The 13666-nt window shown below is 61.9% G+C and carries 11 protein-coding genes; 6 read left to right on the top strand and 5 right to left on the bottom strand.

What is annotated here, in order from left to right:
* Positions 1–65: 65 nt before the first annotated feature.
* Both RC54_RS13370 and RC54_RS13365 read left to right on the top strand, forming a co-directional pair.
* Positions 66–1517, top strand: coding sequence for an aspartate aminotransferase family protein (locus RC54_RS13370; protein ID WP_061789818.1), 1452 nt, complete (start codon positions 66–68; stop codon positions 1515–1517).
* Between the two features lie 45 nt (positions 1518–1562).
* Complete coding sequence (locus tag RC54_RS13365; RefSeq protein WP_061789817.1) at positions 1563–3050, top strand: aldehyde dehydrogenase; 1488 nt, start codon at positions 1563–1565, stop codon at positions 3048–3050.
* 127 nt (positions 3051–3177) lie between these two features.
* On the opposite strand, the gene RC54_RS13360 is transcribed toward RC54_RS13365, so the two are convergent.
* Complete coding sequence (locus RC54_RS13360) at positions 3178–3969, bottom strand: IclR family transcriptional regulator (protein ID WP_058895654.1); 792 nt, start codon at positions 3967–3969, stop codon at positions 3178–3180.
* A gap of 319 nt (positions 3970–4288) precedes the next feature.
* On the opposite strand from RC54_RS13360, the gene RC54_RS13355 reads away from it, so the two are divergent.
* The 4 genes from RC54_RS13355 (at position 4289) to RC54_RS13340 (ending at position 7828) form a co-directional block, all read left to right on the top strand.
* A complete protein-coding gene (locus RC54_RS13355; protein WP_058895653.1) occupies positions 4289–5056 on the top strand; it encodes an ABC transporter substrate-binding protein in 768 nt (255 codons plus the stop codon).
* Between the two features lie 81 nt (positions 5057–5137).
* On the top strand, positions 5138–5794 hold the full coding sequence (locus RC54_RS13350; RefSeq protein WP_061789816.1) for an amino acid ABC transporter permease: 657 nt from the start codon (positions 5138–5140) through the stop codon (positions 5792–5794).
* Positions 5791–6519, top strand: a complete 729-nt coding sequence (locus RC54_RS13345; protein WP_061789815.1) for an amino acid ABC transporter ATP-binding protein — start codon at positions 5791–5793, stop codon at positions 6517–6519. Before RC54_RS13350 ends, RC54_RS13345 begins: the two co-directional genes overlap by 4 nt.
* 16 nt (positions 6520–6535) lie before the next feature.
* Positions 6536–7828, top strand: coding sequence for an NAD(P)/FAD-dependent oxidoreductase (locus RC54_RS13340; RefSeq protein ID WP_061789852.1), 1293 nt, complete (start codon positions 6536–6538; stop codon positions 7826–7828).
* Positions 7829–7847: 19 nt separating this feature from the next.
* On the opposite strand, the gene pntB is transcribed toward RC54_RS13340, so the two are convergent.
* The 4 genes from pntB to RC54_RS13320 all read right to left on the bottom strand — a co-directional run bounded on the left by pntB (position 7848) and on the right by RC54_RS13320 (position 13617).
* Positions 7848–9257 (bottom strand): Re/Si-specific NAD(P)(+) transhydrogenase subunit beta, encoded by a 1410-nt coding sequence (gene pntB / locus RC54_RS13335; protein WP_061789814.1) that lies wholly within the window; start codon positions 9255–9257, stop codon positions 7848–7850.
* A gap of 2 nt (positions 9258–9259) precedes the next feature.
* Positions 9260–10846 (bottom strand): Re/Si-specific NAD(P)(+) transhydrogenase subunit alpha, encoded by a 1587-nt coding sequence (locus RC54_RS13330; protein WP_058895649.1) that lies wholly within the window; start codon positions 10844–10846, stop codon positions 9260–9262.
* Between the two features lie 96 nt (positions 10847–10942).
* On the bottom strand, positions 10943–12424 hold the full coding sequence (locus tag RC54_RS13325) for an aldehyde dehydrogenase family protein (protein ID WP_061789813.1): 1482 nt from the start codon (positions 12422–12424) through the stop codon (positions 10943–10945).
* Between the two features lie 29 nt (positions 12425–12453).
* On the bottom strand, positions 12454–13617 hold the full coding sequence (locus tag RC54_RS13320; RefSeq protein ID WP_197416712.1) for an iron-containing alcohol dehydrogenase: 1164 nt from the start codon (positions 13615–13617) through the stop codon (positions 12454–12456).
* Positions 13618–13666: the final 49 nt, after the last annotated feature.

Genomic DNA, 13666 nt, shown 5'->3' with positions numbered 1-13666 from the left:
ATTCGCGCCAAGGCACATCATTTACAAGCGCTCTAGGGCGCTCATCCTGAGAACAAAGGTCGATCATGCAATACAACACGCTCAACCCCATCGCCGCCATTGCGCCGCAATTTAATCCCAGCAGCCAGGCTGCCGCCGTCGATACCCGTGCCATCCAGGCGCTGGACGCGGCACACTATCTGCATCCCTTCACCGATCCCAAGGGCATCAACCAGCGCGGGGCGCGAGTCATTGTCAGCGGCCAGGGGATCTACCTCTGGGATTCGGAAGGCAAGCGTCTGCTGGACGGCATGTCGGGCCTATGGTGCATGAACGTCGGCTATGGCCGTACCCGCATTGCCGATGCCGTCTATGCCCAGATGCAGCAACTGCCGTTCTACAACAGCTTCTTCCAGACCACCAACGTGCCGGCGGTTCAACTGGCGGCCAAGCTGGTGGAAATTTCGCCGCCGCAGTTCAACCATGTCTTCTTCACCAGCTCCGGTTCAGAAGGTAACGACACCATCGTGCGCATGGTGCGCCGCTACTGGGACATCAAGGGCCAGCCGGAACGCCACGTCATCATCAGCCGCCACAACGCCTACCACGGCAGCACCATGGCCGGCGGCTCGCTGGGCGGCATGTCGGGCATCCATGAGCAGGGCGGCTTGCCGATTCCGGGCATCGTCCATATCGGCCAGCCCTATTACGTCGAGGGTGGCCGTGGCCAGAGCGAGGAAGAGTTCGGCCTGACAGCGGCTTCCTGGCTGGAGCAGAAGATCCTGGAGGTGGGCGCCGACAAGGTGGCGGCCTTCATCGGCGAGCCGGTGCAAGGCGCGGGCGGCGTCATCATCCCGCCCGCCACCTATTGGCCCGAGATCCAGCGTATCTGCGACAAGTACGGCATCCTGCTGGTGACCGATGAAGTCATCTGCGGCTTCGGTCGCCTGGGCCACTGGTTCGGCTGCGAACACTTCGGCGTCAAACCGGACCTGATGACCTTCGCCAAGGGCGTGACCTCCGGTTACGTGCCGCTGGGCGGCGTGCTGGTGGGCGACCGCGTGGCCGAGGCGCTGATCGAGGAGGGCGGTGAATTCAACCACGGCTTCACCTATTCCGGCCATCCGGTGGCTTGCGCGGCGGCGCTGGAAAACATCCGCATCATCGAAGAAGAAGGCCTGGTGCAGCGGGTGCGCGAGGATATCGGCCCCTATCTGCAGCAGCGCTTCGCCACGCTGGCCGACCATCCGCTGGTGGGCAGCGCCGAGAGCTGCGGCTTCGTGGCCGGTCTGAACCTGGTCAAGAAAAAGGCGGAGAAGGTGCATGACTGCGAACCCTTCGACGCCCAGCTTGACGTCGGCATGATCTGTCGCGGCCACATGTTCTCCAACGGCATGATCATGCGCGCCGTGGGTGACCGCATGATCATCGCGCCGCCGCTGACCATGAGCCATGCCGAGATCGATGAAATGATCGCGCTCATCCGCCTGTGCCTGGACAAGACGCTGGAGGATCTGCGCCAGCAAGGGCTGGTGTAAGTCCCCCTTGATCTTCCTCCTCAACTTGACCGAATCGAGATCATCATGAGCGATACCTTTTGGCATGAACGCGCCGCCGCCGTGCCGCGCGACGGCCGCGCCAGCATTGATGGCCAGCGCGTGGCGGCGCTGTCTGGCGCCACCTTCGATTGCATTTCCCCCATCGATGGCCGCAAGCTGGCCGAAGTGGCCCGCTGCGACACGGCCGATATCGACCGCGCCGTGGCCGCCGCCCGCCAGGCCTTCGAGGACCGGCGCTGGGCCGGCCTGGTGCCGGCGGCGCGTAAGCGCATCCTGATCCGCTTTGCCGACCTGATCCTGCAATACCGCGATGAACTGGCGCTGCTGGAAACCCTGGACATGGGTAAGCCGATCAAGTACAGCCGTAGCGTGGACGTGCCAGCTGCGGCCAATTGCATCCGCTGGTATGGCGAAGCCATCGACAAGCTCTATGACGAAATCGCCCCGACCGGCGATGCCTCGCTGGCCTTGATCACGCGTGAACCGGTGGGCGTGGTGGCCGCCATCGTCCCGTGGAACTACCCCATGATCATGGCGTCCTGGAAGATCGCCCCGGCACTGGCGGCCGGTAACAGCGTCATCCTCAAACCGTCTGAAAAATCGCCCTTGTCGGCTTTGCGGTTGGCCGATATCGCGCTGGAGGCGGGCATTCCAGCCGGGGTGTTCAATGTCACGCCGGGTTATGGCCATGAAGCCGGGGCAGCCCTGGCGCTGCATCAGGACGTCGATTGCATCGGCTTTACCGGTTCCACCCGGATCGGCAAGCAGATCACCCAATATGCCGGCCAATCCAATCTCAAGAGGGTCTGGACGGAGCTGGGAGGCAAGTCGCCCAACATCGTCTGCGCCGACTGCCCCGACCTGGATGCCGCCGTGCGGGCGGCGGTGGGATCGATCTTCTTCAACCAAGGCGAAAGCTGCAACGCGCCTTCGCGCCTGTACGTGGAAGCGGGTATCTATGATCGTTTCATCGACAAGGCGCTGGCGTTGATGCCGTCGTTCCAGCCGGGCGATCCCCTGGATGAAAACACGGTCATGGGCGCCATCGTGGATGAGGTGCAGATGAATACTGTGCTGGGATTCATCGCATCGGGCCGTGAAGAGGGCGCGCAACTGCTGGCCGGTGGGCAGCGGGTGAGGCAGGACAGCGGTGGCTATTACGTCGAACCGACGCTCTTTGCCAGCGTGGGCCAGAGCATGAAGATCGCACGCGAGGAAATCTTTGGACCGGTGTTGTCGGTGTTCCGCTTTACCGACCTGGCCGATGCAATTGCTGCGGCCAACGATACCGCTTTCGGCCTGCAGGCTGGCTTATGGACCGGCAACCTGGCCAAGGCCCATCAGACTGCGCGCGCCTTGCGGGTGGGGACGGTGCACGTCAACCAGTATGATGAGGATGACATCAGCGTACCCTTCGGCGGCTACAAACAATCCGGCAATGGCCGCGACAAGTCGCTGCACGCGCTGGAGAAATACACCGAGCTCAAGACCACCTGGATCAAGCTCTCCTGAAGCAGGATTACCCCGGCAGGTGGTCGCTGCTGCGATTGCGTGCCGGGGCGATCAGCACTATCCGATAGATACCGAGCCCTGTGCAAGCGGCCTGGTTGACCTCATTTGACGAAGCTCCCTCGGCGTCTCACACCAGGGTGCGCACCGAATTGGAAATAGCGCGTGCGCAGTCCAGCACCAGCGGCCCCAGTTTTTTTTCCGCATCTTCCAAGGTCCAGCGGCTGGTCGGTGCGACCACATGCACCGAGGCCACGGGCGTGCGCTCGCTGTTGAAGATGGGCGAGGCAATGGTCATGTCGCCCAGGAACAATTCTTCGCGGTTGCTGGCAAAGCCGCGTTCACGCGTGGCCACCAGGGCTTGCATGATATCGTCCACCTCGGTGAGGGTATGGGGGGTGTGGACCACACGATCGCTAGCCATCAGGATCGTCTGTGCCTCGGCCGCAGATAACGCGCTCAGGTAAGCCCGCCCCGAGGCCGTGCAGTACATCGGAATGCGGCTGCCGATGGGCATGTGGATGGGGATGAACTTGCTGGCCACGAAACGCGCCACATACACCATTTCGCAGTGATAAGGCTCGGTGAGATTGACCGTTTCACCGGTGATGTTGGCCAGTTCCGAGAGGAAGGGATTGGCTACGTCCACCAGGATGTCGGCCGCCAGGTAGTTGTAGCCCACTTCCATCACCTTGGGCGTGAGCTGGTAGCGCCGTGTCTTGGGATGCTTGCAGACATAGCCCAGCGCTTCCAGCGTATGCACCATGCGCTGCGCAGAACTCTTGGAAATGCCAGTGGCGCTGGCGACATCGCCCAGCGTCATGGTGCGGCGCTGGGCATTGAAGGCGCGCAGCACGGCCAATCCTTTTTCCAGCGATTGATTGAACAGCATATCCGATGGCGATTCTTCGACCTCACGCATACGCGCTCCTCCAGGGTGGGAATGACGCCATTCTAAAGTAAATTCGCGTCTATCGTATCGAATATCGATACATAAATATCTATTGACGATTTGTTTAAACCAAATATACTTATTTCAAGACGTCATATTGATATCTTCATCCCGCATCGAGGCCATACCGGGCAGTCCGATGCGAGGTCGTTTCCGGTTTTACAGCACCCGGTCCTGCCAGGGACCGTTGTCGTCCACGCACCGCCGATGGTCGCCACGTCATCGCGCGGACTTCCAGCCGTCCATCCTGATCGCGCCGGGTCGTGATCATGCGTACAAGGGGAGTCGTATGAAACCGTTCCATCATCTGTTGAAGCAATTGTTCGGCGCCATCGCGCTGGGTTCCATGCTGGTCGCAGCGCCGGCCATGGCGCAATCGAGCTACAACGTCGGGGCCACCTCGACCGGGGTGCCGTTCACCTTCCTCGATATCAAGACCAACAAGCTGCAGGGCATGATGATCGATACGGTCACTGCGGTGGGCAGCAAGGCCGGCTTCAGTGTCAACATCCAGCAGACTCCGTTTGCTGCGTTGATTCCCTCGCTGACCGGCAACAAGATCGATATCATCGCCGCCGCCATGCTCAAGACGGAGGCGCGTGCCCAGATCGTCGACTTCAGTGATCCGGTGTATTCCTACGGCGAGGGATTGTTCGTCAACGCCCAGGACCAGAAGGTCTACAAGACGCTAGATGATCTCAAGGGCGAGATCGTCGGTGCCCAGGTCGGCACTGTCTTCGTGGATGCACTCAACAAGAAGGGCGGCTTCAAGGAAGTGAAGACCTACGATTCGGTGGCCGACATGATGCGCGACGTCGGCCTGGGCCGCATCAAGGCTGGCTTCGGTGACCGCCCCATCGTGGCTTACCAGTTGTCGCAGGGCGCCAATGCGCAGGTGCGCCTGGTCAAGGAGTATCAGCCAACGCTGATGGGCGATGTCTGCCTGGTCATCCGCAAGGGTGATCCCAAGCTCATGGAGCGCCTCAACAAGGCCATCGCCGAGCTCAAGGCCGATGGCACGTTGGCGCGCATCGTGGAGCAGTGGAAGCTGAACTGACAACGATACTGTGCCGACCGCCATCCCAAGGCTCGGCACACCTTCCGCCTGTGGTCCTTGCCCTCGCCATTCTCCACGCCCATGCTCCTGCAAAACGTGCTGGACTTCCTGCCCATCCTCCTTCAGGGAGCGCTGGTCACCGTCGAAGTCACGATCCTGTCTTTCCTGCTCAGTTCGCTGCTGGGACTGCTACTGGCCCTGATGAAGGTTTCGCGCATCAAGGCCGTCGCCCTGGCCGGCGCTACCATCGTCAACATCATCCGCGGCCTGCCGATCATCGTGCAGCTGTTCTACATCTATTTCGTGCTGCCTGACATCGGTATCCAGCTCAGCGCCTTCCACGCCGGCGTGATCGGTCTGGGCATCGCCTATTCGGCCTACCAGGCGGAGAATTTCCGTGCCGGTATCGAGGCGGTGGATGTGGGGCAGATTGAGGCGGCGCAATCGATCGGTATGCGCGGACCCCTGATCATGCGCCGCGTGATCCTGCCGCAGGCCTTTCGCATTGCGCTGCCGCCCTACGGCAATACGCTGGTGATGATGCTCAAGGATTCCTCGCTGGTTTCCACCATCACCGTGCTGGAAATGACGCGTGCAGGCCAGATGATCGCTTCCAGCACCTTCCAGAATATGACTGTCTATACCACCGTAGCGGTGTTGTACCTGCTGCTGTCGCTGCCGCTGGTATTTCTGATCCGTCGCCTGGAAATCCGCAATAGCAAGGGGAGGGCACGATGATTGAGGTCAAGCGTATTTCCAAGTGCTTCGGCCAGCACGAGGTGCTCAAGGATGTCTCGCTGTCGGTGGCCGAGGGCGAGGTGGTCTGCCTGATCGGCCCATCGGGTTCGGGCAAGTCCACGGTGCTGCGCTGTATCAACGGACTGGAGTCCTATGAGCGCGGAGACATCCTCATTGATGGCCAGCGTGTCGATCGCGACAGTGCCGACATCCACCGCTTGCGTACCCGGGTGGGCATGGTGTTCCAGCGCTTTAACCTGTTCCCGCATCGCACCGTGCTGGAAAACGTGACCGAGGGGCCGGTGTTCGTCAATCGCGTGCCGCGCGAACAGGCCCGGGTGCAGGCCATGGCGCTGCTGGAGAAAGTGGGCCTGGCGGCGCGTTGCGATGCCTATCCGGCGCAGCTCTCGGGTGGTCAGCAACAGCGCGTGGCCATTGCGCGTTCGTTGGCGATGCAGCCAGAGGCCATTCTCTTCGATGAGCCGACCTCGGCGTTGGACCCCGAACTGGTGGGCGAAGTGTTGGCCGTGATGCGCACGTTGGCTGCCGATGGCATGACCATGATCGTGGTAACCCACGAAATGGGTTTTGCGCGCGAAGTGGCCGACCGCGTGTGCTTCCTGCACAGCGGCAGCATCGTCGAATCCGGTCCGGCCGCGCAGGTGCTGTCGGCACCGCAACATGCACGCACCCAGGATTTCCTGCGCCGCGTGATTGGTAAATGAGAGCGAGGTGGCGCAGATGACGCACGATTTCAATGCAGGCCAGCAGCTCTCCTTGTGGTCCGCTACCGGTGGTGAAATTCCCGTCACGCCGCCACTGCAGGCCAGTGCGCGTTACGACGTCGCCATCATCGGTGCGGGTTATACCGGGCTTTCCACCGCTTTGCACCTGGCCGAGGCGGGTGTCTCGGTGTGTGTGCTGGATACCCATGCACCCGGCTGGGGGGCGTCCGGGCGCAATGGCGGGCAGGTCATTCCCGGCCTCAAGTACGATCCGGATCAATTGCGGGTGATGTTCGGCAGTGCCGTGGCCGATCCGCTGATCGCTGCCATCGGGTCGGCCGCTGATACGGTCTTCGATCTGATTGCCCGTCATGGCATCGATTGCGATGCGCACCGTGGTGGCTGGATCCAGCCCACCCATTCGCCCAAGGTGATGCGCGCACTGGAGTCGCGTGCGCGCCAGTGGATGGCCGAAGGGGCGCCGGCGCAGCTCATGGATGGTGCCGAAGTGGCGCGCCGCATCGGCACCGATGCCTATGTCGGCGGGTGGAAGGATGAGCGTGCCGGCAGTCTGCATCCGCTCAAGTATTGCCGGGGACTGGCGCGTGCCGCGCAGCGGCTGGGTGTGGCCATCCATGGCAATACGCGGGTGGCGCAGCTGGAGCGGCGCCAGGGCGGCTGGCGTGTACATAGCGCGCAGGGGCCGCACATCGATGCCGACCAGGTGGTGCTTGCCACCAATGGCTATACCGATGACCTGTGGCCGCATCTGCGGCAATCGGTAATTGCCGCCAACAGTTTCATCGTCGCCACCCAGCCGCTATCACCGCAACTGGGAGCGAGCATCCTGCCGGCTGGCGAGGTCACCTCCGATTCGCGGCGTCTGCTGCTGTATTACCGGCGCGATGCCCAGGGGCGTCTGCTCATGGGGGGGCGCGGTCCTTTCGGTGAGCCGCGCGGGGTGGACGATTTCGCCCATCTGGAGCGCTCGGTGGCCTTGCTGTTTCCGCAACTGGCCGGGGTGAGCTTCGAGTACCGCTGGTCGGGACGGGTCGCCATCACGCGTGACTTCATGCCGCATGTGCATGAACCTGCGCCCGGGCTGACCGCCGCAGTGGGCTACAACGGTCGCGGCATCGCCATGGCCAGTACCATGGGGCGCTGCCTGGCGCAGCGTCTGCGCGCGCAGGCAGGGGCGGTATTTCCCTTCCCGGTCAGCACCATCAGCCCCATCCCGCTGCATGGATTGCAGCGCTTCTACATTGCAGCCGGCGTGGCCTGGTATAGCGTGCTGGACCGTTTTTCCTGAGGCATTGCTGCGTCCGTGTTCAACCCTTCAGGGCCAGCAATACTTCGTCCAGCATCTTCTTGGCGTCGCCAAACAGCATCCTGGTGTTGTCCCGATAGAACAGCGGATTGTCCACGCCCGCGTAGCCGGAGGCCATGGAGCGCTTCATCACGATGGCGCACTTGGCTTTCCAGACCTGCAGCACCGGCATTCCGGCGATGGGGCTGGTGGGATCGTCTTCGGCCGCCGGGTTGACGATGTCGTTGGCGCCGATCACGACGGCCACGTCGGTGTCCGGGAAGTCATGGTTGATCTCATCCATTTCCATCACGATGTCATAGGGCACCTTGGCCTCGGCCAGCAGCACGTTCATGTGGCCAGGCATCCGGCCAGCGACCGGGTGGATGCCGAAGCGCACATTGACGCCACGCTCGCGCAGGAATGCAGTGATTTCCCAGACGGTGTGCTGGGCCTGGGCGACCGCCATGCCGTAGCCGGGCACGATGATGACGCTCTTGGCTTGCTTGAGCAGACCGGCGGTGTCCTGGGCGCTGATGGCCGTGACCTCGCCGGCGATAGCAGCATGTTCGCCCTGGACCTTGGCAGCGCCCGTACCAAAGCCACCGGCAATGACACTGAAGAAATTGCGGTTCATGGCCTTGCACATGATGGAGGACAGGATGGCGCCCGAGGAGCCCACCAGCGCACCAGTGACGATGAGCAAGTCATTGGAGAGGATGAAGCCGGTGGCCGTGGCAGCCCAGCCGGAATAGGAGTTGAGCATCGACACCACCACCGGCATGTCGGCACCACCGATGGCCATCACCATGTGGATGCCGAAGAGCAAGGCCAGGCCGGTCATGATGAGCAAGGGCAGCAGTCCTTGCGCAGTGCTATCGGCACCCACGAAGTCCACCGCCAGCCAGATCATGAGCAGCAGGCAGGCCAGATTGAGCCAGTGACGTGCGGGCAGCATCAAAGGCTTGCCACCGATCTTGCCGGCCAGCTTGCCGAAGGCGATCAGGGAGCCGGAGAAGGTGACGGCGCCGATCAACACGCCGATATAGATTTCCACCTTCAAGATGGCGCTGCTGGCACCGGCGGCCGACTCGGCGTGACTGAAATAGGACACGAAGCCGATCAGGCTGGCTGCCAGACCCACCAGGCTGTGCATCAAGGCCACCAGTTCGGGCATCTGGGTCATCTTGATGCGCCGGGCGGCGATCAAGCCGATACTGCCGCCGACCAGGATGGCACAGATCAGGTAGGGCAGGCCGCTCATGGTCACATGCGGACCGAAGATGGTCGCCAGGATGGCCACGGCCATGCCGATGATGCCGTAGACATTGCCGCGTCGTGCCGTTTCCGGGTTGGACAGGCCGCCCAGACTCAGGATGAACAGCACGATGGCTCCGATATAACTGGTGGTCACAAGAGAAGAAGCATTCATGATTATCCTTGTTTGCGGAACATCGCCAACATGCGACCCGTCACGGCGAAGCCACCGAACATGTTCACCGCGGTCAGCACGATGCCGGCAATGGCCAAGGCGAATATCAGATAGGAGGAGGGCGTTCCTGACGTTCCCAGAGCCGGGCTCACCTGGGTCATGGCGCCGATGGCGATGATGCTGGAGATGGCATTGGTCACGCTCATCAATGGCGTATGCAGCGACGCCGTCACGTTCCACACCACCATGTAGCCGACGAAGCAGGCCAGGATGAACACGGTGAAGTGTTCCAGGAACTCGGTCGGTGCATAGCTGCCCACCAGCCACAGCAACACGGCGGCGAGGCCACCGAAGATCACCGGGCCCCAGCGCGAGGCGGGCTTTTTGACCGGGGCTGCCTTGGCTTGCGGGGCTGTGGCCGGTGCGTTGGGCGCGGGCTTGGCGGGGGCAACTGCCGGCTTGATGGCTGGCGGCGGCCAGGTCACCGTGCCGTCCTTGAGCACGGTGGCGCCGCGGATCATCTCATCGTCCATATTGACCAGAATGATGCCGTCCTTGGTCTTGCAGAGTTCCTCGGTCAGGCGCAGCAGGTTGGTCGCGTACAGCGTACTGGATTGCTTGGACAGACGTGACGGCAGATCGGTATAGCCGATGATCGTCACATCGTGGCGCACCACGACTTCGCCTGGCACCGTCAGTTCGCAATTGCCGCCCTGTTCGGCGGCCAGGTCGACGATCACGCTGCCGGGACGCATACTCTGCACCATCTCGCTGGTAATGAGCTTGGGTGCGGGTTTTCCGGGGATCAATGCGGTGGTGATGATGATGTCGACATCCTTGGCCTGCTCGGCAAAGACCTGGCGCTGGGCTTGCTGGTAGCCCTCGCTCATCACCTTGGCATAGCCACCGCCACCGGAGCCTTCTTCGACGTAATTGACGCCGACGAACTCGGCGCCCATGGACTTGATCTGGTCGGCCACCTCCTGGCGGGTATCGTTGGCGCGCACCACGGCGCCCAGCGAGACCGCTGTGCCCAGCGCGGCCAGACCCGCCACGCCGGCACCGATCACGAACACCTTGGCCGGCGGTACCTTGCCGGCCGCCGTGATCTGACCGGTAAAGAAGCGACCGAATTGATTGGCGGCCTCAATGACGGCGCGGTAGCCGGCAATATTGGCCATGGAGGAGAGCGCATCGCACTTTTGTGCGCGCGAGATACGGGGGATGCAATCCATTGCCAGCACGGTAGCCCGCTTGGCTGCCAGGGCGGCCATCAGCTCGGCGTTTTGTGCTGGCCAGATGAAACTGATGAGGGTGGAACCTTCCTTCATCAAGGCGACTTCCGCCAGGGAAGGAGCGCGTACTTTGAAAATGAGGTCGGCTGCTTGCCAGACCTGTTGCGGGGAAGCGGCGATGCTTGCGCCTGCTGCGCGGAAAGCTTCATCTGGCATATTGGCCAGCGCACCTGCCTGGTTTTCCATCAGCACCGGGAAACCCAGTGCGATCAATTTGGCGACCATCTCGGGCGAAGCCGCCACTCTTTTTTCTTCAGGAAATATCTCTTTGGGGATTCCAACCGTCAGCGCCATGTTCATTTCCTTTGTGAGACTTGCGCAAGAGCGCCTGGGGCAGGCGGCTCTTGCGAGGGTGATGCGTGCTGCTTGTACTACTTGGATTCGTCCTGCTTAGTAAAGACCCAGTTTGGCCTCATCCATGCTGATGAAGATGTTCTTGCACTGGGAATAGTGCTCCAGCATCATCTTGTGGTTTTCGCGGCCGATGCCGGACTTCTTGTAGCCGCCAAACGGGGCATGGGCGGGCAACTGGTTGTAGGTGTTGACCCACATGCGACCGGTCTCCACACCCGAGGCCACCCGCAGGGCGGTATTGAGGGTCTTGGTCCAGACTGCGCCGCCCAGACCGAACTCGCTGTCATTGGCCATGGCGATGACTTCATCCTCATCCTCGAAGGCGATGACGGCGCCCACCGGGCCAAAGATCTCTTCTCTGGCCACGCGCGAGTTGTTGGTGGTGGCGATCAGGGTCGGCTCCATGAAATTGCCGTCCTGCAGTTCAGTGCGGCCGATACGATGACCGCCGACCAGGACTTCACCTTCCGTCCGACCGATATCGACATAACCCAGCACCGTCTTCAACTGGTGCGCATTGACCAGCGGGCCCATCTGGGTATTGGCCAGCCAGGGCAGGTTGACGTTGACCTGCGAGAAGGCCTTGCCGGCTTCCTCGACGAAGCGGTTGTAGATGCTCTTGTGCACGAAGATGCGGGAGCCGGCGCAGCAGACCTGACCCTGGTTGAAGAGAATGCCAAGCTGCACGCCTTCGATCATCTTTTCCCACGGAGCATCGGGGAAGATGATGTTGGCCGACTTGCCGCCCAGCTCCAGAGTGGAGGGGATGAGTTTCTTGGCGGCGGCTTCAGCCACCGTATAGCCGATATCGGTGGAGCCGGTGAAGGCCAGCTTGCGGAAGCCTTCGTGCTCCAGCATGTAGTTGCCCGTGGTGGAACCCTTGCCGGTGACGATGTTGACCACGCCCTTGGGCAGGATGTCCTTGAGCACCTTGCCCAGTTCCAGCAGGCTCAACGAGGTATCGGACGACGGCTTGATCACCACGCAGTTGCCGGCAGCCAGCGCCGGTGCCAGCTTCCAGGCGGCCATCAGGAAGGGGAAGTTCCAGGGAATGATCTGGCCGACCACACCGATCGGTTCGCGCAGGATCAGGCTCAGGGTGTTCTTGTCCAGGCGGGTGGCGCTGCCTTCATCGGTACGGATGGCGGCAGCGAAGTAACGGAAGTGATCAATGCCCGAAGGAATGTCCACGGCCAGGGTTTCGCGGATGGGCTTGCCGTTGTCCAGCGTTTCGACCATCGCGAAATGCTGTGCCTTGGCCTCGATGGCATCGGCGATGCGGTTCAGGAAGCCGGCGCGTTCGGCTGGGCTGGTGTCCTTCCAGGTCTTGTAGGCCGACCAGGCGGCCTGCACGGCGGCATCGACATCTTCACGATCGGCATTGGCGCAGTGCGCCAGCAACTCGCCGGAGGCCGGGTTGGTGGAAGTGAATTCATTGCCGGAACGGGAGGGGACCCACTCGCCATTGATCAGCAGCTTGTACTGTTTGTCGATATGTTCGGTATGCAATTGGTTCATGATGATGACCTTTGGGAAAACAAACGGGTTCAGCCCTGATGGGCTTGACGGAAGATGCCCACCACCTGTTCCAGCGTCGCCGTGCGCGGGTTGGTGAGCTGGCAGGCGTCTTTCTTGGCATTGGTGGCCATCAGCTCGAAGTCGCTCTCCTTGACACCCAGTACCGCCAGATTGGGCGGGATGGCGACGTCGCGGGCCAGTTGCCGGATCGCCTTGATGGCCTTGTCGGCGGCATCCATCACCGACAGGTTGGCGATCTTTTCACCCATCGCCTCGGCGATGTCGGCGTAGCGTTGTGGGCAGGCGATGAGGTTGAAGCTGCACACCTCGGGCAGCAGGATGGCGTTGCACACGCCATGGGGCAGGTTGTAGAAACCACCCAGTTGGTGGGCCATCGCGTGGACGTAGCCGAGCGAGGCGTTATTGAACGCCATGCCGGCCAGGTATTCGGCATAGGCCATCTTGTCACGGGCTTCCATCTGCTGGGCATTGGCCACGGCCGGACGCAGCCATTGCGAGATGAGGCGGATCGCCTGCAGGGCGCACGCATCGGTAATCGGCGTGGCGGCCGTGGAAACGTAGGCTTCGATGGCGTGGGTGAGGGCGTCCATGCCGGTGGCAGCGGTGAGGGAGGCCGGCATGTCCTTCATCAGCAGCGGATCGTTGATGGCCACATTGGGCGTGCAGCGCCAGTCCACCAGGGCCATCTTCACGTGGTTGTCGGTATTGGTGATGATGCAAAAACGGGTCATCTCACTGGCCGTGCCGGCCGTGGTGTTGATGGCCAGGAAGGGCGGCATGGGCTTGCTGGTCTTGTTCAGACCTTCGTAGTCACGGATATTGCCACCGTTGCTGACCACCATGCCGATGCCCTTGGCACAGTCGTGGGCACTGCCGCCGCCGAGCGAGACGATAGCATCGCAATCGGCGGCGCGGTATAGCTGCACCCCCAGTTCTACGTTCTTGTCAGTCGGATTCGGATCGGAACCGTCATAGACGGTGACGGCCAAGTCCGCGCTCTCGAGGATGGCCTTGATCTTGTTCGCCATGCCGAGCTTGACCATGCCGACGTCGGTACACAGGAACACGCGTCGTGCTCCCAATGCCTTGGCTTGCAGGCCGACTTCCTCGGCGCAACCCACGCCCATGAGCGATACGTTTGGCATGTAGAAGCCAAAGGTCTGATTTGCCATTGCCATAGTGTTCTCCATAGTGCAAAACAACGGCGACGGCCCGATACGG

This window comes from Herbaspirillum rubrisubalbicans (genome assembly GCF_003719195.1).
GTDB lineage: Bacteria > Pseudomonadota > Gammaproteobacteria > Burkholderiales > Burkholderiaceae_D > Herbaspirillum > Herbaspirillum rubrisubalbicans.
This window is presented reverse-complemented; position numbering and strand designations above follow the sequence as displayed.